This window comes from Nostoc sp. ChiQUE02 (assembly GCF_034531305.2).
Classification (GTDB): Bacteria; Cyanobacteriota; Cyanobacteriia; order Cyanobacteriales; family Nostocaceae; genus Nostoc.
On the sequence record NZ_JAVRBN020000057.1, the window covers coordinates 13,030 to 32,404 of the forward strand.

Here is a 19,375-nt window from a genome sequence, read left to right on the forward strand (position 1 = left end):
TGACTGGAATAAGTGCCTTTTTCGTCGCGATGGGCTACGCCCCACCGTAGGCGATCGCAACTCTGGAAATTTACGATCTGACTTTAGACCTGGAATAAGTGCCTTTTTCGTCGCGATCAAACACCTGTTTGACCCGATCCCAAGCCTTCGTCAAGGCATTATCTTTTCCATTGGCTTCTCTGAACGACCGATTGTAGGTATCAACAAAAGTTTTTTGCGCGTCGTCCGACAGATTTGCTCTAATTTCTGGTGAAATATGCTCATTATCTGCCAGTTCACCTTTTGGTTGACGGGGAATCTTCATGTCAGTGATAGCGACTTCTTCCGCACCCGCACTTTCTAACAGTGAGACAACTTCGTCTGCTTGTTCTTGTGGAACTTCCGCGACCAGTAAAAACTCACCTGCTTTCAGGCGTGTTTCGTAAATAGCAGCTTTGTCCTCCGGCATACCCATTGCGATTAAGGCAGCTCCAATGCCTGCTCCCAAGGAACCATATAAAGCACCGCCTGCCGCTCCTAATAATGCTGCTCCCAAAGGGCCTGCTGCTACTACGGTTCCCAAAAAGGGAATGAACAACACACCCACACCCGTAAGTAAAGCCAACAGAGAACCAAACAGCGATCCGAAAATCGCTCCGGTGGCGAGTCCATCCAAGATCACATCTTCTTTAGTCACAAATCCGGAGATGCGAGTTTCGGCGTGGAAGTCGCGACCAATAATCGAAATGTTATCTTTGGGAATACCGCGATCGATTAGACGCTCAACCACTTCTTGCATCTTCTTCTCGTCTTTGAAGATAGCAGAGACACTTTTGAGGGCGGTTTTTTCAGATGTAGAAGTCATAAAAATTACTCCAAATTAAAAAACTAGATAACATCACGAAATGTGGCGCAGATTTAAGGACACAGGGACAGAAAGAGAGTATTTGATAATTTCACTGCATCACCCAGAGGGTGACGCTCCCAGGCTCGCTAACGCAGTTCCTTTAACGGAGGTTCCCTCCGCAACGGACTGCTCACCACGTCTCCCCACGCCATTTGCTACAACGGGGGGAACCCCCTTGACGCTCGTTCGCGTAGCGTCTCCCAAGGGGAGAAGACTCGCTAACACTGCGCTAACGGGTTTACAGTCGCCTGCGGAGGGAAACCCTCCCTCCGTGCTGATTCACCGCAACGCAGTGGCTCCTCTTTGCGTCTTCTTACTTTTGTTCTACAAAGTCTGCATCAATGACATCTTCACCACTGCGTTGTCCGTCTGCGGAGGTACCGCCATCTGGAGATGCGCCTGCTTGTGAGTAGACCGCAGTGCCGATTTGCATCAGGGCTTGTTGAATTTCGTTGGTGAGAGACTTCATGCGATCGATGTTGTTCTGCTCAATTGCCTGACGCAAGTCTCGAATTAAGCCTTCCACGCGGGACTTGTCTGCTGGTGGCACTTTGTCACCCAAATCCTGAAGCTGTTTCTCGGCTTGATAGGCGACAGAATCTGCCATGTTTTTGGTATCGATTTGTTCGCGCCGCCTACGGTCTTCTTCCGCATTGCGATCAGCTTCTTTCACCATCCGCTCGACTTCAGATTTATCGAGGGTGGACGCACCTGTGATGCTAATGGACTGTTCTTTACCTGTGGCTTTTTCTCTGGCAGTTGCTGACAGAATCCCGTTAGCATCAATGTCAAAGGTAACTTCAATCTGTGGCATACCTCTGGGAGCTGGAGGAATCCCATCTAGTCGGAAGGTTCCCAGGCTCTTGTTGTCGGATGCCATTTCGCGTTCACCTTGCAGAACATGGATTTCTACGTTTGTTTGTGCGTCAGCCGCCGTTGAGAACACCTCAGACTTCTTCACTGGGACAGTGGTATTGCGCGGAATAATCTTGGTCGTCACACCACCTAGAGTTTCAACACCCAGCGACAACGGCGTGACATCTAGGAGCAGTACGTCTTTTACCTCACCCCCAAGCACACCCGCCTGAATCGCTGCACCCACTGCTACGACTTCATCCGGGTTGACACCCTGGTGTGGGTCTTTGCCTATTATCTGCCGTACCAGTTGCTGGACAGCCGGCATTCGAGTTGCACCACCCACTAGGATTACTTCGTCAATATCTGCGGGACTCAGTTTAGCATCGCGCAGGGCTTGTTCGACGGGAATGCGGCAGCGATCGAACAAGTCGGCGCACATTTGCTCGAACTGTACCCGCGTTAAGGTCATATCTAGATGTTTCGGGCCTTCCGGGGTTGCGGTAATAAAAGGTAAGTTAATGTTCGTCTGTGTTGCGCTTGACAGTTCAATTTTGGCTTTTTCTGCTGCTTCGGTGAGGCGTTGCAGGGCTTGTTTGTCTTTACGGAGGTCGATGCCTTCGTTACGCTGGAATTCGGTTGCTAGCCAGTCTACGATTCTCTTATCAAAGTCATCACCGCCCAAGTGGGTGTCGCCACTGGTAGCTTTCACTTCAAACACACCATCACCCACTTCTAGGATAGACACATCAAACGTCCCACCGCCTAAGTCAAATACCAAGATAGTTTCGTTAGTTTTCTTGTCAAGTCCGTAAGCGAGGGCAGCCGCCGTTGGCTCGTTGATAATTCGCAGAACTTCAATCCCGGCAATTCTACCAGCATCTTTGGTAGCCTGCCGTTGAGAGTCATTGAAATAGGCAGGGGTGGTAATTACCGCTTGCCTCACTGGTTCCCCCAGATATGTACTGGCATCATCTATCAGCTTGCGGACTACCTCAGCCGAGATTTCTTCGGGTGAAAATTCCTTGTTCAGAGCGGGACAGTATAGCTTGACGTTGCCATTACTGTCACGTACCACTTTGTAAGTAACTTGTTTTGCCTCTTGGGTGACTTCATCATACCTGCGCCCGATGAACCGCTTCACAGAATAAAAAGTGTTTTCTGGGTTCATTACCGCCTGGCGCTTGGCAATTTGCCCGACAAGTTTCTCACCTTTCTTGGTGTAGGCAACCACAGACGGAGTAGTGCGACCGCCTTCTGTGTTCGGAATGACGACGGGTTGTCCGCCCTCCATTACAGCTATACAGGAGTTGGTAGTTCCTAAGTCAATACCAACGATTTTTGCCATCGTTAGCAACCTCCTTCAAAGATTAAGATAAAAAATTGAGAGTCTGGATTCAGGACAAGTTGAATAAATGGTATTAAGAAGGCAGAGGGCAGGAGGTGAGACAGCGCGGTCTTGGGGGTTTCCCCCATGAGCGACTGCGAACCCGAAGGGCAGAGGGCAGAAGGGGAATCCCCATAAATAAATTTAGGGGATTTAACAACGGCTTCTGAAAGTAAGGGTTTCCCGACTTGAGCAAACTGGCGTGGGCTTGTGACCTTTTGGCAGAGGGAAGAATCTATCCTTGAACCTTCTGCCCTCTGGCTCCTTAGCACTCAGGATTCGGCTGCGTTTTGAATCGCGGCTAACAATGAGCGGAGGTCGTAAGAGCCATCGTGGCGCACACCGTTGATGAAAAAAGTCGGCGTGCCGTTGACCCCGCTCTGGATTCCGCTGAGTAAGTCTTCGCGTATCCTGGCTGCGTGGGCGTGCTCAGCGAGTTCCCGACTGAATGGAGGCACATCAAGACCGAGGTTAGCGGCATATTCTATTAGATGTTTGCGATCAAGCGCCTGTTGATGTTCAAAGAGATGGTCGTGCATCTCCCAGAACTTACCTTGCGCCCCAGCTGCCTCTGCTGCTTCTGCTGCCTGCTCGGCGTGGGGATGCACGTTAGTTAACGGGAAGTGGCGGTAGACAAAGCGCATGAGATCCCCGGTCAACTGCTGGAGTTCTTTGACGATGAAATGGGCACGACCGCAATAGGGACACTCATAGTCGCCGTATTCCACGAGGGTGACGGGTGCGTTTTTTGGCCCTCGGATATGGTCGCGTTCACCTTCAGGTGTGCCGAAGGCATCGCTAACTGGGAGGCTAAGTTCGCCCGTTGCTGTTGTGATCATGTTGTCACCTCCTGCTCTTAAGGGAGTGCTTTGGAAAACATTGCGTCACTGTCCTTGCCCGTTGCCCCTGTGCCCGTCACCTAAGTTTACTTTCACAACCTTGTTCCTATCTTCTTCAGCCTTGGGCAGCCTCAGCTTGAGAATGCCATCTTTGTATTCTGCTTCTACTTTGTCGTGCTGGACACGGGTAGGCAACGGAATTACGCGCTGAAACCTGCCATAGCGGAATTCGGTGCGGGTGATGCCTCTTTCTTCCGTTTTGATTTCTGACTTGCGCTCACCGGAAATAGATACTGCCTCTGGCGATACCTGCACATCTAGGTCTTTGGGGTCTACACCGGGAATTTCTACCTTGAGATGAACCGCATCGGGGGTTTCTTGAATCTCTGCGGAGGGAATAAAGGCAATGCCTTCCTCTTCTCTACGACCTGTCGGTGCTATCTCATCAAACAAGCGGTTTAACTGCCGCTGCAAACTTTCAACTTCTCGGAAAGGTTCCCAACGAACGAGTGCCATAATTTTAAGTCTCCTGATGATCTATACTTGAGTGTTTAGAATTCTGCATTAGACTGGGTTTTGTCAGTTGCTGAAACAGCGTTACTATCTTCCAGTGCTGAACTCTATTGACACTATAGAGAAGAAATCTAAGGGCTTTCTGAGGAAATTATGATGATTGGGGATTGGGACAAGGCAAAGTTGTAAGGGAAAAACAAATAACTTCCCTTTAACCTTTCTCAGTTACGCCAGTTCGCTCAACGGGGGAAACCCTCCGAAGTTGCTCCACTTGGTGAGGAAGTTCAAGTCTTGGATGCCACATCCTCCACTTGGGGAGCCACCCCTGTGGGCGGGTTTCCCGACTTGAGGGGAGTGGCGTGAGACCCCAAGACCGGAGTGGCTCCGGTTCCCGTCGAGTTGAAACTTCCGATCTTCGTAGCGTTAGCGACGCAGGAGCGTCACCCGAAGGGGCAAAGACGACACTTGCTACAACGGAGGGAACCTCCCTTCGGGTTCGGGGGATCGCAATCGGCGGAAACCGCCAAGACTGCGACCCCCTCACCGCAACGCAGTGTCTCCCAAAGACCGCACTTCTCTTTGCACGCGACTGGCTCCCCAATACCCAGTCTCCTCAATAATCGAAGCCTTCGCCAGGGCCGACACCAGCTGGCGCTTTCGCCTGCTTATCAGGTTTTTCTACCACAACACCCTCAGTGGTCAGCACCATACCACCAATAGATGCAGCATTCTGCAAAGCACTACGAGTCACCTTCGCTGGATCGACAATGCCCGCCTCGAACATATTCACAAATTTATTAGCAACGGCATCGTATCCCTCATCAAAGGGCAGTTCACGGACGCGCTCCACAATCACCGCACCATTAGCACCAGCATTATCAGCAATGCGACGTAGTGGAGCATAAAGGGCGCGAGCCACAATCATAGTGCCCGTCAACTCTTCATCCTTCATTTGGCTCTTTGCCCATTCCTCAAGCTGGGGAGCAATGTGTGCTATTGTTGTACCGCCACCGGGCACAATTCCTTCTTCAACTGCGGCTTTGGTGGCATTAATTGCATCTTCTAGACGTAGCTTGCGGTCTTTGAGTTCAGTTTCGGTGGCAGCACCGACCTTAATCACCGCGACACCACCTGCCAGTTTCGCCAGCCGTTGTTGCAGTTTTTCCTTATCGTAGGAGGATTCAACTTCTTGGATTTGGCGACGAATTTGTTCGATGCGAGCTTTGACAGCTTCTTCGTTGCCTTCTGCCACGATGGTTGTGTCGTCTTTGGTAACGATCGCTCGCCTTGCTCTACCAAGCATTTCTAACCTGACATTTTCTAGCTTCAAGCCCGTATCTTCGCTAATCACCTGACCACCTGTGAGCGCCGCGATGTCTTCCAGCATGGCTTTACGTTGAGCGCCAAAGCCGGGAGCCTTCACCGCCGCGACTCGCAGTACACCGCGCAAATGGTTGACAACTAAAGTTGCCAAGGCTTCTTTTTCAATGTCATCCGCAATGATTAGTAGGGGTTTGCCTGTCCGAGCAATTTGCTCCAGAATCGGCACTAAATCTTGAACCATTGTAATCTTGCGATCGGTGATTAAAATGTGGGGTTCTTCCAGCACTGCCTCCATTCGCTCTGGATCAGTCACAAAGTAAGGCGAAACGTACCCTCTATCAAAGCGCATTCCTTCAGTGACTTCCAGTTCGGTCGTTGTGGATCTGCCTTCTTCCAGAGAGATCACACCTTCTTTGCCCACTCTTTCCATCGCCTCAGCCACAATCCGACCCACTTCGGGGTCATTACCCGCTGAAATGGTTGCAACCTGCTCAATGTCCCTAGAATCTTTAATTGGACGGGCGTGTTCTTTAATTTTTTCGATGACGAATTCCGTAGCTTTATCAATCCCCCGTTTCACCGTCAGGGGATCGGCACCAGCCGTAACGTTGCGTAGCCCTTCTTTAAGCATCGCGTGAGCCAGCACAATTGCAGTGGTGGTTCCGTCACCCGCGACATCGTTTGTCTTGGAGGCTGCTTGACGTAGCAAGGAAATCCCGGTATTCTCAGCGGGATCTTCTAGTTCAATTTCTTTGGCAATAGTTACTCCATCATTGACGATTTGAGGAGCGCCAAATTTTTTCTCCAAAACTATATTCCGCCCTTTGGGACCGAGGGTGACAGCGACGGCTTCGGTCAGAGCGTCAAAGCCTTTTTCCAACGTCCAACGGGCCGTGTCCTTGTACAGAATTGTCTTTGCCATAGAAATGTTGTCCTTGTTAATTTTAATTAGGATGTTTTCAGTAGTGCTGAATAGAGACGCGATAAATCGCGTCTGTACAAGAGTTAGGAGTTTTATCTCCCCCTGCTCCCCCTGCTCTCTTTTACCCAATACTCAGTCCCTTTGAAAGCTGCTTACTCCACGATCGCCAGGACATCTTTTTCAGACAACAACACGTATTCTTCGCTACCGAGTTTAATGTCGGTTCCGGCATATCTGGAATAGAGAACTCGTTCGCCAATTTTCACTTCCATTGGCTGACGAGATCCATCCTCATTACGCTTCCCCGGGCCGACTTGCACCACTTCTCCAATCTGTGGCTTTTCTTTGGCGGTGTCGGGCAATAAAATTCCCCCAGCAGTTTTTTCTTCCGCTTGCGCGACCTTAATAAAGATGCGATCGCCCAATGGTTTTACTGTCGAAATACTCAGCGATACGGCTGCCATAGGCTATTCTCCTGTTGAGAAGGCAGGAGGCAGTAGGTACATTAGTGAGTGGGCTTTAAACCCACAACTAAAGTTTTTGTCATCTTTCTTCTGTACCCCGCAGTATGTCTCCTACCTTTTTTGTCAAAAATATTGATTGGTACTGCTCAGTGCTTATTACCTTAACCAAAAAATCTAAGGACTTTCTGAGGAAATCATGGAAGTTGCAAAACAGTTGTATGGCAAAAACCGGGGGTGCAAGAATTTCTGTTGAGGTTCAGCTTAATTGAGTACGATGGTGGGATGTACTGATAGTTGCAGATATCGGCTGAGTTGCAAAGCACTGCAAATGTGATTGGTTGTGAGATTTAGCTCACAGGCTAAAGGGTGCGGCTAGTATTAACCGAACTGTATTGAAATAAAACCTCATTGGAGCGGACTGAAGAGAGCCGTCAGTACTAAGTTCAAGGTTATTAGCATCTGCTCAATTCAACCGTTAAACACTGAGGTTGTTTAATGTTCTCAAAGAGGATTTAAATCATGTCAGTAATCAGTATTTCTAAGTTCGAGCGCTTCTTCCGCACTGTGGCAGGTCTAGACGTGGACAAGAACGACCTTAAGCGTTACAGCGACTTCGTCAATCATAAAACCTACGATCTTCTCCTTCGTGGCCAGGCTACGGCGAAGGCGAACGGGCGCGACATCATCGAACCTTTTGATGTACCTATTACAAAGGGACTGGAGGAGAGAATTCACAACTTCAAGGAGATCAACGAGGAGATTGAGCTAAAGCCCATACTGGATTACATGACGACGCGGCCACTGCTCGACCTGGACTACAGTAAAGAGACCGAGGCACGGCTTCCAGACATCGTGGGTGGACTTAGTGTGGCACTTGCCCGCACCTTCAAGATCATCGATCCTGATCTCAAGAACCCCCAGACGATGCAGTGGGAGCGCGCCTTCAGCATTTTTGACTTGCTGCTGTAGACTCATTGACATCTACCCCATCCCTAAAGGGAGGGGATTCTAAGAAGTTACCTTCTTAGGCTTTCTCTTTCCACGACTCGACTTACCCGGAGGAGTTTCCCCACCCATGCAGAGGTCGATGTCTCCAGAGACGATTAACGTTCCCGTGTGCCCCACGGTACGGAGTCCAATCTCAAGTATGTTCAGCGCTGCATTATGGTCACGGTCTAACACTGTTCCGCAATGGAGACATGAATGAGTTCTAGTGCTAAGAGATTTTTTGACAATCTCACCACAGTTAGAACAATTTTGACTTGTATTATGTGGTGGAACTGCAACAGTTGCCACGCCAAACACTTTGCCAAAATATTCAACCCATTGCCGGAATTGAGTCCACGCTGCGTCACCAATTGTCTTGGCTAAGTGACGGTTCCTCACCATATTTCGCACCTTCAAGTCTTCATACGCCACAATGTCGTTAGACATCACTACGCACCTTGCTAATTTCACAGCAAAGTCTTTACGTTGGCGACTTACCTTGAGGTGCTTACGGGCTAATTTATTTCTAAACTTAGCCCTGTTCTGAGAACCTTTTTTGGTTTTAGAGAAACAACGTTGCAATCGTTTAAGCGATTTTTCTGATTTTCTCAAGTGCCTGGGGTTTTCAACTTGATTGCCATTGCTATCGGTCAGAAAGTAGTTTAAACCAACATCCAAGCCAACTGTTTTATTGGTTGGAAATCGATTTTCTATTCGGTCGGAATCAATGCAAAACTGGCAATAATAACCATCTGCACGACGCACAACACGAATGCGCTTAAACTGCTTCAACTGATAAAAATGGAGGTCACGAGTTCCCCAAAGTTTAAAAGTTCCTGCTTGAAAACCATCCGAAAAAGTGATGTATCTACGGTCTTCAGAGAGTCGCCATCCACTGGTCTTGTACTCAACAGATCCATGTGTTTGTTCTTTCTTGAAGCGTGGAAATCCCTTTTTTCCTGGTTTGTTTTTCTTGCAGTTATCAAAAAATTTGGAGATGGCAGACCAAGCTCGTTCAGCGCTGGCTTGACGAGCCATAGAGTTGAGATTGGCAACCCAAGGAAACTCTGAATTAGCAGCAAGTACAGCGCAATAAGCGCTTAACTCATATCTACCAATATCTTTGTTATCCATCCAGTACCTGACGCAACTGTTACGAACAAAACGAGCAGTTCTAATCGCCTCATCCAGCGATTGGTACTGCTCCTTTGTCCCTTCAAGTTTTGCCTCAAATACCAGCATAATTACGTTAGTGTATGCAACGTAATTATATTACAAGAGACAGCATCACGGCGATAGCGTAGCGGTAGCGAGTCATCGAGCGTCTTAAAATCGCCCGCGCCTAGCCCCCATAAATAGAATTTAGGGGCTTTCTCGGCGCGGATAGCTCGGTAAATAGATGGAACGGCATCGAAAAATGGGCGGGGGTTACTTCCGCTTTTTTGTCAAATACCAAGATTAACAATGGTTAAGCGCCTAAATATGCCTTCCTGGGGACCGACTGCGATCGCCTATCTGTCTCAAAAAACAGTTAGTGCGATCGCTCGAACCATAACTCACTCAAGTAACCAGCCAAACAAGCCTGCTACAGTCAGGTTGAAATCTTTGGCAAATTCTGGGACTGGCAAACGTGTTCCTGGTTCATCGTAAAAAGTGGCGCTTTGATTTGGCGGGTAAACAAACACAGATTGTTCCTCTGGATCGATCAGCCATCCCATCTGAGTTCCATACTTGAGACAATGCAGAATATTTTTAGTAACTTTAGTTTGATTTTGGTCAGGAGATAGGATTTCAATTGTCCAATCTGGCGCAATTGAGAAGATGTTAGCAACCCCACCATTTTCCTTGCGTGGAATTCTTCCCCATAAAAACACAGAAATGTCAGGTACAATTGAGCGTCCACCAAAGGTACAGCGAAGTTCACAGAAAGCCCGTGCAATCTGTTTGGGTTTTACGGCCAAGTTGATTGCAGATGCTAACTCAGTTTGAATTACGCTATGTTCTCCTTGTGGCATCGGTTTTTGGATAATACGCCCATCAATATATTCGCTGGCAGGTTCCGTCTCTGGCAGCTTTAGGAATTCGTCTAGAGTCAGGGATTTAGCAGGGATCTGTACCATTTAAGGTTTCCTTAAGAGGGGTAAGTTGCACTGCTTCTATTTGTTATTCTACAGATGGCTCAATCAGTGGAGCCTACCGTATCACGGTTCTCTGTGAGAGTTTGAGGTTATCTATGGTAGCTCAACTGTGCCATTAATAGTAAGAGCGATCGCTAGCCATGCTTTAGGTCAATTCTCCTTTGGCGATCGTTGTTGCTCATTGCGTTCATCCCCAAACAACGAACCAAAAACCAAACTGGACGGATATGAGCCTATGTTTTAGGGCTGTAGGTGAGATCATTTTATAATGAACAGCCTGTTTTTTCTATAAGTGGGTTAGTTGAAATAAACAAAACTATGTTACGAAAGGTAAATTTACTTGAAACCATCACCAATGATAAATGACGACCTTCAGCAGTTAGCTTTATTTGCGACGACCTCCTTACTGTAAGCAATTGTATTAGCTTGATAGAAGCACGTATACTTGCAATTCAACATCTTGTTTCTTGCGAAATTGAAGTAAAAAGCCAACCAAAAGTTTTGCCAGGAGTAAACTTGAAAACCAATACCAACTCTTCGAGTACAGTATAGGAAGATATCACGTCTCATTAGGATTATGCCAACCGCCGTCGGGGGGAATCATATGATCCGCCAAAGGAGGCCCCCAGCTATGGGGTGCGTATTCGTAAACAGGGGTTGCTTGATCTAGGATAGGAGCGACAATTTGCCACTGTGCTTCCACCTCATCTTGGCGAGCAAACAACATGGAGTCGCCTTTCATGGCATCTTCAAAAAGCCGCTCGTAGGGATTCATCTCATTCCCATGCTCGACTTGAGCGACTAGTCCGACTTCGCTACCCACCATTCCGTCGCCTGGGGTTTTAGAGCGAATGCCGATCGCAGTCAGCACATTTGGACTAAGACGAAAGTAGAAATAATTTGCTAATCCAAAGGCACGCTCGCCAAAAACATCCTGCGGCGGACGCTTGAGCCTGACCACAACTTCAGTAGTTGTACTCGGTAAACATTTGCCTGCACGAATGTAAATCGGAACGCTAGCCCAGCGCCAAGTATCAATGTTGAGCTTAACCGCCGCGAAGGTTTCGACCTTGGAATCAGGAGCTACACCAGGTTCTGAGGCATAGCCCTTGTACTGCCCGCGCACTATATTTGAGGGGTCGATTGGATCTATGGATTTGAGCAATCGCGCTCTTTCATCTCGGATGGCTTCATGCTGCTCGTTGATGGGCGGATCCATCATTAAACACGCCGTCACCTGAAGTAGATGATTTTGCACCACATCCCGAATAGCGCCTGTCTCTTCATAAAACTGTCCCCGTCCATCGATGCCAAATTTTTCAGCCATCGTGATTTGGATGCTGGCAATACTGACGCGATGCCAAATCGGTTCGAGTAATGAATTGGCGAAGCGAGTGTAGAGAAGGTTTTGGACTGGTTCTTTTCCCAAGTAATGGTCAATCCGAAAAATATGACTTTCGGGAAAGATAGAGTGCAGAATGCAGTTCAGTATTCTAGCCGATTCTAGATCGCGTCCAAAGGGTTTTTCTACCATAACGCGACCATTCTTTACACAACTTGATTGACCTAACCCTTCGACAACCGTCGCAAACAAACTGGGAGGAATGGCTAAGTAATACAGAGGAGCTTCAGCTATTTGGAGTACCTGGCATAATTTATCATAGGTGGCGCGATCGCTATAATCACCAAAAATATAGTAAAGTAATGAACACAGTTTCTGGAAAGCTGCCTCATCAACGCCTACCTGTTCCTCCAGGCTCTTACGCACATAAGATCGTAATTGTTCGATGCTCCAATCTCGCCTACCCACTCCAATAATCGGGATGTCAAAATGACCGCGCTGAATCATCGCCTGTAAGGCAGGAAAGATTTTTTTGTAACCTAAATCACTTGTGATCCCAAAAAATACCAGGGCATCGGAGAGTAAAGCTGCCATGATTAACCTCCATATCGACGCGGACAGAGGAAGCAGGGGAGCAGGGGGGTAGAGGGGCATAGAGGAAGAAAGCTGATTAAAATCCCCGTGTCATTTTTCCAAATGCCCACCAAACTCGTAGCGCAACGCAGAGATGAGTTTATTTGCAAAGTCTGATTGACCGCGAGAGCTAAATCGTGTGTAAAGAGCTGTACTAAGGACGGGAGTTGGAACTGCTTCTTCAATGGCTGCCATTAGTGTCCATCGACCTTCTCCAGAGTCGGATACGCGTCCCCCAAAGTCGGTTAAGTCGGGGTCTTTGACGAGCGCCATAGCTATTAAATCGAGTAACCAAGAGCTAATTACGCTGCCCCTGCGCCATACCTCTGCTATATCTGCAAGATTAAAATCGTATTGGTAAAATTCAGGATTTCGTAAGGGAGCAGTTTCAGCATCGATTTGATGCAATTGTTTCCCAATATTAGCATGGTGAAGAATGTTCAGCCCTTCGGCATAGGCTGCCATGATGCCGTATTCAATGCCGTTGTGAACCATTTTGACAAAGTGTCCTGCACCGTGAGAGCCACAATGCAAATAGCCCTGTTCAGCCGTTCCCCCCATTAACTCACGATCGGGTGTGCGGGGTGCAGCTGCTACACCTGGAGCCAGGTCTGCAAAGATCGGGTCAAGATATTTCACAGCTGCCACTCTGCCGCCAATCATCAGACAGTAACCACGTTCTGCCCCCCAAATACCGCCGCTGGTTCCACAATCAATATATTCAATGTCTTTAAGTTTTAACTGATCGGCACGACGGATATCATCAACGTAGTAAGAATTGCCGCCATCAATGATAATATCGTCAGCAGCTAAAAACGGCACGAGGGTATGCAAGGTAGCATCCACTGTCGCTGCTGGCAGCATCAGCCAAATGATGCGGGGTTTTGTAAGTGCATCGACTAGCTCAACAAATGAGGTCACGCCACGAGCGATCGCTCCTTCCTGAACCAGCACCTCTGCTTTTTGTGGCTGACGAGTGTAGCCAATGACGGTATGTCCAGCCTGGGTTAGACGGTGTGCCATGTTAGCTCCCATTCGTCCTAGTCCTATCATTCCCAGTTCCATAACATGCCCTGTATTCAAGTGAGAACAATTGGGAGTATCCATCCCGCAATAGCGCCAGTAGCGCAGACGGCTGTTAGAATCAGGAAAACCTCAGTTCGGCTAAACTCTATTTCCAGCAAATTTTCGACGGACTGGTCTAATGCCATATCCAGGGTAAAAATGCCAATCCAGAATAGAGCGATCGCTATTGCCCAGCCCAATAATCCGCTTGATATCGATGCTCCAGTTAGAATCCATGCAGAACCGAATGTGAGAGATAACAATCCCGCCCAGACGGGAAAGTCAGTGAGTATGCAGGCACGGACTGCGGCAATTGTCAAAATGAACATCGGTATTGCAATCGTCGAGAAATGGCGATCGAGCCAGAGAGTCCATCCCAATCCTCCATATCCCAGCATTAGCACCGTCAGCCAAACTAGACTATAGAGAAAATGTTTCCAATAAAATTCTTTTGATTCTGGTCGGTTATGGTCTTGTTCAAATGTAGTTACAATTTTGTTAACCATAGGTCTTATACCTCTCTACAAAGACGAATCAGTTAACCAAGCCTGAATCTAGGATTTGTCCAATTTTTCCCATTTCCTTATCTTCTTAACGAATCTGCCCTAACGTTAGTTGGCAAATCTAAGGAAAATCTGAGCAGATACTGATACTAAATTGCGTTTAGAAACACTTATCTCTGCTTTCACAAAAGCATTGCTCTTTAAACGTCCTCATTTTTTGCTTAGATTATCTCGCTACAATTCTCACGTTGATCTAGTAATTAGCTCATGCTGCAAGAGGAACCCTAGGGAGTGAGATCATGACTAAACCGATTCAAATTCTGTTACAGACAACAATTCCCACCAATGAAGATGATTGGTATATTGGGCGATTTTCTTTGCTAAAGGACTATTTAGCTTCGTTGAAAAGTGACACTGGGGAACCCCTGTACCAGGTAACAGCAAGGGATCGAGAAAATACTGCTGAAAAAAACGATCCAGTTTTAAGTACGCTGGATAATTCAGATTTTGATGAACTGTGGCTGTTTGCTGTGGATGTAGGGGATGGCATAACTCCAAAAGAGTGTCAGAGCATCAGTGCCTTCCGTCAGCGCGGCGGCGGTTTATTGGTCAGCCGTGACCATCAGGATGTAGGTTGTTCGGTTTGTAATCTTGGCGGTATCGGCGCAGCCCATTACTTTCACAGTAAGAATCCCGATCCCGATCCCTCGCACCACTGCCCTGACGACATCTACACTAAGTACATTTCCTGGCCCAACTTCCATTCTGGATTAAATGGTGACTACGAGAAAATTACTCCTATAGAACCTATTCATGACTTACTCAGGAATCCTACATTACCTTCTGAGGAGATTGAATTCTTTCCGGCTCATCCCCATGAAGGAGCCGTAGGTGTGCCTGCAAACGAGAAGAATGCACGAGTAATTGCCTTGGGTACAAGCTCAGTCTCCGGTCGGGACTTCAACTTAGTAGTTGCTTTTGAAAGTACGCAGGATGAACAAGGAAATATTTTAGGACGTGCGATCGCTGAATCAAGCTTCCACCATTTCGCCGACTACAATTGGGATGTTGATATGGGCGCACCTAGCTTTGTAACGGAACCCCCTGGAGATGGGATGAAGCAAAACCCACAAGCCCTTGAACATATTAAAGCCTATGTGCGAAACTTAGCCCTCTGGCTGGCTCCTATCTCAAGTTAAAGGAAAGTCTCCCATCCTTAAAAACTATGAGTAAACAGCCTTTATCAAACCCTTTTCGATATGTCTTAATTACGAATTACATTAGCGTAGCGGTAGCAAGTCCGCGTTCGCTTTTAGCGTCTCGTAGAGAGCGTCGTTACGAATTATAAATTAGTATCACTTCCTGCCTGAGGTCATCCTGCAATCCATCCGGTGGTATTGTCTCTATGCCTTCAGTTATCGAGAACTGGAAGAGATGATGCGAGAGACAATAATAGGCTTGGCTCTAGTTACGATTGGTGTAGTCATCTCTTGCCGGGGTTTGAAAACTATCTCTGACGATGCGTGGCGCGTTTTAGTAGTAGTCATCGGGCTGCTCTGCATCATTTTGGGAGTTGCTATCAGTCATTGGATTGTCAAACTGTTGCTCTTCATACTTTTGCTGATGCTAAATGTTGATCCAAACGAAAGTTGATCAACATTTAGCATCAGCACAGCGCCTCGCTTTTCGGCTTCAGGTGGAAGGTGGAAGATGGAGGAATCGAACCCCTACAGTTGCCTATACCCTGGTTTTCAAGACCAGTTGCCGACCATTTAGCGGCATCTTCCATTAAACTTTGTCTGGTGAAACTTGTAGACGCATGAAGGGCGGCTTCTTGAAATCGCTTTGCCGCCTTAAGCCAGTCAGCTTAAGCAGGCTACTAGTCAGCCACATTAGTTTTGACAGGTGGAACTAACGATAGGATATTTCAGAAAAATGGATGGGGAGAATAATCATACTTGTCATAATCTTTATGGTGGACTACTAGTAATTTAGAAAATAACCCTAGTAAAGTTGATTTATCCCCTAGTAAAACTAGAAGCCGTGATGTGACTGACTTAGGTTAAATTCTTCTACAACGTAACCCATGACAACTCCTTTTGAACAAATGGAATTAATCTCATACAGTTCCGAATTCCAGGCTAGTTTGGAAGAATTTTTGGAAATAATGTATTCGTACAGAGGATATAAATTTGAGCCAACTGGTTTACAATCGGATATAAGGAATATTGAAAATATCTACCAAATTCAAGGGGGAAATTTCTGGATTATGAGGAAAAATGCCATAGTAATTGGAAGTATTGGATTAAAGATATTAAACAAAATAGATAAAATAGGAGAGATTAAAATGTACTTTGTTTTACCTTCATATCAGGGTAAAAGAATAGGTACATTATTACTGAAACATTTATTATTGAATGCCAACAAAAACGAATTACATATATTAAGATTGGATACGATGAGAAAATCTATTGTAGCCAGAAAAATTTTTGAAAAATATGGATTTCAAGAATTTAATAAATATAATGACAATGAAATAGCCGAAATATTTATGGAACTCAAATTAAAAACTCCCGGTTAGCCCATTTTTTGAGGAGTTAGGAAAAATAGGGAGTCAGAAGTATAGGGAGCGAGATATTCCCAAAAACGCACAGTAGGTATATGTTCAATGTTATGCCTATTTGACTGCTCTTTCACTATTACAGCAGCGTATTCTTGTTTCGCTTGGGTTCCCGACTACTATTTACACTCAACTTGGTGGTCAATCTTTTACTCCTGAGTAGGCTTTTTTCTATGTCCCAAAAAAATGGGCGAACCGGGAGTTATTAGCTGGATTTGATATGAAATATCTCCGCATCCCCTTTCTTTGCTTTGCGTCTCTTTCATAAAAAAGGCATTGCACTCTAACCTCACCACCCCAGTTGCTCAATAATCTGCTCGCCAAGCTGCAAGACATTGAACGGCTTCAGGATCACTCCAGCAAAGTCAGAGGGGTCAAATCCCAGCGAATCGTCTGACAGGTCTGTGGCGGTAAACAAGATAACCGGAATCGACTGCGTAGTCGGATTAGTTTTCAAAGATTGCAGCATAGTCAGTCTATCTTCACCATACAGGCTCAGATCGAGCAAAATCACGTCTGGTTGCTGCGTTTCTGCCTGCACCAGTCCTGCCTGTGCAGACTCAGCTGTGAGGATTTTCCAGCTTTTGAGGCGTTCTAGCGTGAACTTGACAATGCTGCACAGGTCAGGTTCGTCGTCAATCACCAGGATGCATCGATTTGTATAAGAGGACATAATACCAATTCGTTATTCGTAATGAAGGGGCGTTAGATTTAATCTGGTTTCATGCGATCCAACTTTTCTCTAAATTGATTGATGGAAAATAACAAAGTACGTTCGCGTAGCATTGCCGCTAGCATCATTATTTGAATCAATCCCTTGAGAGCTAATTTGTAAACTAAAGTAAACTACTTGTCTAGTAAGGGTTTTAGGCATTTAAGTTAATAAAGCGCTTATTCGCTGAAACTCAGACCTAGTAATGAGTTAAGTACCCTTAAGATTTTCTTTACGAATCAGCTCTAAGGGATGAAGTATCAATTACTAATTAGGAATTTCCAAGAAATAAATTATCCAATTTATTCATAATTCTATTTTTCTTACTCCCCCTGCTCCCCTGCTAACACAGTGATTGGTTATTTTTTTATTTGGAAGTCCCTTATTTTAAATCCCTACCAGGAATTGAAATTTAAAATTCGCTGAATCAAATCGGCTTCTACGATTGGTTTTAAGATATAGTCATCTGCCCCCACAGCCAGGGCGCGGTGCAGGGTATCAGCATCGGCATGAGCTGAAAAGAACAACACAGGTAGCCGACTCCAGCGCGGATCGCTCTTGACTACCTGGCACAATTCAATGCCGCTAAACCCCGGCATAGCGACATCCAGCAACAGCAAATCGGGAGTGGTGGCTTCCAAGAGTTGCCAAAACTGGCTTGAATCTGCCAAGGTTGTGACCTGAAAGCCCCACGGTTGCAGTTGGGCTTGTAACAGGGACAACAATGCCGGATCGTCATCCACAATCAGGAGTCTGGCATTGATAGTGTCAATCCGGTGGAAGAGTTGGCTGACGGCTTGAAACACTTCGGTAGGCGTGGCAGGCTTTTGCAAAAAGGCGTTGGCTCCTAAACGGGTGACTTCCACGCGCTTGGTTAAATCGCCAAGTCCTGTCAGCACCAGCACAGGAATAGTGGGAAATTGGTGCTTCAACTGTGCCAGTAGGGTCAAGCCGCTTTCGGTGGTATTGGGAAAGGTAAGATCCAATATGATGGCATCGGGCGTGAGGTACTGAAGGCGTTGGCGGGCGAGGGTAAGGTCAGTGACGGTTTCCAGGTGAATGCTCCAGTTTGAGGCATTTGCCTGCATTCGCTCAATCAAGTCAGTATCATCATCAATCAACAAAACCACGCGATCGCTAGACTTCAGTAATGGAGTGGGCGGTGTTGTAGTAAAAGTGGGCAACTGCTGGATAACTTGCCTCAGTTGCCCAAGCAGCGATTTTAGTTGAACCGCTTCCTCTGATTGGACAGCAGCCGTTGGTGTTTTCAAGGTGCGTTCGATCTGGCGGGCAAGTTCTGCTGCTTGCGGCATACCAAATGCCCCCAAAGAGCCAATTAGCCGATGGGCGACGGTCTGGGCGAACTGCCGTCCGTCAGGGGTGAGAGTATTAGTAAAGAGGTGGGCGATCGCTTCCTCCAACTTTGCTAGTTGGCCCTGCAATCGCTCCTGAGAATCCTGCCACATCTGCCGAATTGCCGCCACTGCCTTCGCCTCTGCATCATATCGATTTGCATTCAGTGGGTAGGATAAGGAAGACGCAAAGATCGAGAGACATGGTGAACCAGCACCTTGGACTGAGCCGCTTTGCGATGAGGAAGTCGGAGTCTTGGATGCCACATTCTCGTGCAAAGACCCCATCGCCCTTGGTGTCTCCCCTTCTCTACGAGACGCTACGCGAAGGGAGAAGACCGGAGTAGCTCCGGTTCCCGTCGAGTCCGTTAGCGCAGCGTTAGCGACTTTAGGAACGTCACTTCCAAACCCGGAGGGCAAAGACTTGTGGCGACTGGCGAAGGGTAACGCGGAGACCCTATCAAATATATTCCCCGTTTCCTCGCGTCCCCGCACCTCCGTGTCCTTGCGTCTTTGCGTCCTTGCGTCCTCCGGCCCCTGCTCCGGCTCTTCTGGCAAAGATTTCAGCCGATACCCCAGTCCATACAATGTTTCAATCGGATCGGAATTTAGCCCAGCCATCTGGAGTTTGCGCCGCAACCCGCGAATTTGAGTTGTTACAGCTTCTTCAGCGGGACATTCATCAATCGAACAGATGCGATCGAGCAGAGTCCTTCGGTCAAAAATCCGCCGCGGATGTCGCAAAAATAGCTCCAGCAGTTTGTATTCTTTAGGCGTGAGATGTAAGCCTTTGCCTTGACACATGACTTCGCAATTATTCGGATCGAGCTGCAA

Annotated in this window: 19 protein-coding genes and 1 tRNA gene; 6 read left to right on the plus strand and 14 right to left on the minus strand. The window is 47.1% G+C overall.

Annotated elements, in window-relative coordinates; all coding sequences use genetic code 11:
* Positions 1-70 precede the first annotated feature (70 nt).
* The 4 genes from RM347_RS31500 to RM347_RS31515 all read right to left on the minus strand — a co-directional run bounded on the left by RM347_RS31500 (position 71) and on the right by RM347_RS31515 (position 4,483).
* Positions 71-844: a ChaB family protein gene (locus tag RM347_RS31500; RefSeq protein WP_322721362.1), complete on the minus strand. Its 774-nt coding sequence runs from the start codon at positions 842-844 to the stop codon at positions 71-73.
* Positions 845-1,199: 355 nt separating this feature from the next.
* Positions 1,200-3,089 (minus strand): molecular chaperone DnaK, encoded by a 1,890-nt coding sequence (gene dnaK / locus RM347_RS31505; RefSeq protein WP_322721361.1) that lies wholly within the window; start codon positions 3,087-3,089, stop codon positions 1,200-1,202.
* Positions 3,090-3,400: 311 nt separating this feature from the next.
* A complete protein-coding gene (locus tag RM347_RS31510) occupies positions 3,401-3,967 on the minus strand; it encodes a DsbA family protein (RefSeq protein ID WP_322721360.1) in 567 nt (188 codons plus the stop codon).
* Between the two features lie 45 nt (positions 3,968-4,012).
* Positions 4,013-4,483 (minus strand): Hsp20/alpha crystallin family protein, encoded by a 471-nt coding sequence (locus RM347_RS31515; protein ID WP_322721359.1) that lies wholly within the window; start codon positions 4,481-4,483, stop codon positions 4,013-4,015.
* 356 nt (positions 4,484-4,839) lie between these two features.
* Here RM347_RS31515 and RM347_RS31520 point away from each other — a divergent pair, with 356 nt between their 5' ends.
* A complete protein-coding gene (locus RM347_RS31520) occupies positions 4,840-5,100 on the plus strand; it encodes a hypothetical protein (protein WP_322721357.1) in 261 nt (86 codons plus the stop codon).
* Here RM347_RS31520 and groL read toward each other — a convergent pair.
* Both groL and groES read right to left on the minus strand, forming a co-directional pair.
* Positions 5,094-6,725: a chaperonin GroEL gene (gene groL / locus RM347_RS31525; protein WP_322721356.1), complete on the minus strand. Its 1,632-nt coding sequence runs from the start codon at positions 6,723-6,725 to the stop codon at positions 5,094-5,096. The two genes, RM347_RS31520 and groL, sit on opposite strands and share 7 nt — an antisense overlap.
* Positions 6,726-6,877: 152 nt before the next feature.
* On the minus strand, positions 6,878-7,189 hold the full coding sequence (gene groES, locus RM347_RS31530) for a co-chaperone GroES (RefSeq protein WP_011316757.1): 312 nt from the start codon (positions 7,187-7,189) through the stop codon (positions 6,878-6,880).
* Between the two features lie 519 nt (positions 7,190-7,708).
* Between groES and RM347_RS31535 the strand changes: the two genes are divergently transcribed.
* Positions 7,709-8,158, plus strand: coding sequence for a DUF1931 family protein (locus tag RM347_RS31535; RefSeq protein WP_016863622.1), 450 nt, complete (start codon positions 7,709-7,711; stop codon positions 8,156-8,158).
* A gap of 39 nt (positions 8,159-8,197) precedes the next feature.
* Here RM347_RS31535 and RM347_RS31540 read toward each other — a convergent pair whose 3' ends face one another.
* Positions 8,198-9,418, minus strand: a complete 1,221-nt coding sequence (locus RM347_RS31540; RefSeq protein ID WP_322721355.1) for an RNA-guided endonuclease InsQ/TnpB family protein — start codon at positions 9,416-9,418, stop codon at positions 8,198-8,200.
* A 314-nt stretch (positions 9,419-9,732) separates the two neighbouring features.
* On the minus strand, positions 9,733-10,296 hold the full coding sequence (locus RM347_RS31545; protein WP_322721354.1) for a Uma2 family endonuclease: 564 nt from the start codon (positions 10,294-10,296) through the stop codon (positions 9,733-9,735).
* Between the two features lie 127 nt (positions 10,297-10,423).
* On the opposite strand from RM347_RS31545, the gene RM347_RS31550 reads away from it, so the two are divergent.
* A complete protein-coding gene (locus RM347_RS31550) occupies positions 10,424-10,558 on the plus strand; it encodes a hypothetical protein (RefSeq protein WP_322721353.1) in 135 nt (44 codons plus the stop codon).
* A gap of 315 nt (positions 10,559-10,873) precedes the next feature.
* Here the strand turns inward: RM347_RS31550 and zwf are convergent, their stop codons facing one another.
* From zwf to RM347_RS31565, 3 genes are all read right to left on the minus strand, one after another.
* Entirely contained in the window at positions 10,874-12,250 is a 1,377-nt protein-coding gene (gene zwf, locus RM347_RS31555) for a glucose-6-phosphate dehydrogenase (protein WP_322721352.1), read from the minus strand.
* Between the two features lie 90 nt (positions 12,251-12,340).
* Positions 12,341-13,396, minus strand: coding sequence for a phosphogluconate dehydrogenase (NAD(+)-dependent, decarboxylating) (gene gnd, locus RM347_RS31560; protein ID WP_428850648.1), 1,056 nt, complete (start codon positions 13,394-13,396; stop codon positions 12,341-12,343).
* A complete protein-coding gene (locus tag RM347_RS31565; protein ID WP_322721350.1) occupies positions 13,369-13,860 on the minus strand; it encodes a hypothetical protein in 492 nt (163 codons plus the stop codon). Before RM347_RS31565 ends, gnd begins: the two co-directional genes overlap by 28 nt.
* 296 nt (positions 13,861-14,156) lie before the next feature.
* On the opposite strand from RM347_RS31565, the gene RM347_RS31570 reads away from it, so the two are divergent.
* The gene (locus RM347_RS31570) at positions 14,157-15,056 is read left to right on the plus strand and encodes a hypothetical protein (protein ID WP_322721349.1); all 900 of its coding nucleotides are present in this window, start codon (positions 14,157-14,159) and stop codon (positions 15,054-15,056) included.
* A gap of 235 nt (positions 15,057-15,291) precedes the next feature.
* Positions 15,292-15,510, plus strand: coding sequence for a hypothetical protein (locus tag RM347_RS31575; RefSeq protein WP_322721348.1), 219 nt, complete (start codon positions 15,292-15,294; stop codon positions 15,508-15,510).
* Positions 15,511-15,561: 51 nt separating this feature from the next.
* Here the strand turns inward: RM347_RS31575 and RM347_RS31580 are convergent.
* Positions 15,562-15,644: transfer RNA gene (locus RM347_RS31580), tRNA-Ser, on the minus strand.
* A gap of 299 nt (positions 15,645-15,943) precedes the next feature.
* On the opposite strand from RM347_RS31580, the gene RM347_RS31585 reads away from it, so the two are divergent.
* Positions 15,944-16,438 (plus strand): GNAT family N-acetyltransferase, encoded by a 495-nt coding sequence (locus RM347_RS31585; protein ID WP_322721347.1) that lies wholly within the window; start codon positions 15,944-15,946, stop codon positions 16,436-16,438.
* Positions 16,439-16,766: 328 nt separating this feature from the next.
* Here RM347_RS31585 and RM347_RS31590 read toward each other — a convergent pair whose 3' ends face one another.
* Both RM347_RS31590 and RM347_RS31595 read right to left on the minus strand, forming a co-directional pair.
* The gene (locus tag RM347_RS31590) at positions 16,767-17,150 is read right to left on the minus strand and encodes a response regulator (RefSeq protein ID WP_322721346.1); all 384 of its coding nucleotides are present in this window, start codon (positions 17,148-17,150) and stop codon (positions 16,767-16,769) included.
* Between the two features lie 434 nt (positions 17,151-17,584).
* Positions 17,585-19,375, minus strand: a 1,791-nt coding sequence (locus RM347_RS31595; protein WP_428850649.1) for a response regulator, incomplete at its 5' end; no start/stop codon positions are given.

Bases quoted from the DNA above. Each gene is read 5' to 3' on its own strand.
- RM347_RS31590 (WP_322721346.1), bottom strand. From the start codon at position 17,150: ATGTCCTCTTATACAAATCGATGCATCCTGGTGATTGACGACGAACCT.
- RM347_RS31585 (WP_322721347.1), top strand. From the start codon at position 15,944: ATGACAACTCCTTTTGAACAAATGGAATTAATCTCATACAGTTCCGAA.
- RM347_RS31570 (WP_322721349.1), top strand. From the start codon at position 14,157: ATGACTAAACCGATTCAAATTCTGTTACAGACAACAATTCCCACCAAT.
- groES (WP_011316757.1), bottom strand. From the start codon at position 7,189: ATGGCAGCCGTATCGCTGAGTATTTCGACAGTAAAACCATTGGGCGAT.
- RM347_RS31565 (WP_322721350.1), bottom strand. From the start codon at position 13,860: ATGGTTAACAAAATTGTAACTACATTTGAACAAGACCATAACCGACCA.
- RM347_RS31545 (WP_322721354.1), bottom strand. From the start codon at position 10,296: ATGGTACAGATCCCTGCTAAATCCCTGACTCTAGACGAATTCCTAAAG.
- zwf (WP_322721352.1), bottom strand. From the start codon at position 12,250: ATGGCAGCTTTACTCTCCGATGCCCTGGTATTTTTTGGGATCACAAGT.
- RM347_RS31510 (WP_322721360.1), bottom strand. From the start codon at position 3,967: ATGATCACAACAGCAACGGGCGAACTTAGCCTCCCAGTTAGCGATGCC.
- RM347_RS31575 (WP_322721348.1), top strand. From the start codon at position 15,292: ATGATGCGAGAGACAATAATAGGCTTGGCTCTAGTTACGATTGGTGTA.
- gnd (WP_428850648.1), bottom strand. From the start codon at position 13,396: ATGGATACTCCCAATTGTTCTCACTTGAATACAGGGCATGTTATGGAA.
- RM347_RS31540 (WP_322721355.1), bottom strand. From the start codon at position 9,418: ATGCTGGTATTTGAGGCAAAACTTGAAGGGACAAAGGAGCAGTACCAA.
- groL (WP_322721356.1), bottom strand. From the start codon at position 6,725: ATGGCAAAGACAATTCTGTACAAGGACACGGCCCGTTGGACGTTGGAA.
- RM347_RS31535 (WP_016863622.1), top strand. From the start codon at position 7,709: ATGTCAGTAATCAGTATTTCTAAGTTCGAGCGCTTCTTCCGCACTGTG.
- RM347_RS31500 (WP_322721362.1), bottom strand. From the start codon at position 844: ATGACTTCTACATCTGAAAAAACCGCCCTCAAAAGTGTCTCTGCTATC.
- dnaK (WP_322721361.1), bottom strand. From the start codon at position 3,089: ATGGCAAAAATCGTTGGTATTGACTTAGGAACTACCAACTCCTGTATA.
- RM347_RS31515 (WP_322721359.1), bottom strand. From the start codon at position 4,483: ATGGCACTCGTTCGTTGGGAACCTTTCCGAGAAGTTGAAAGTTTGCAG.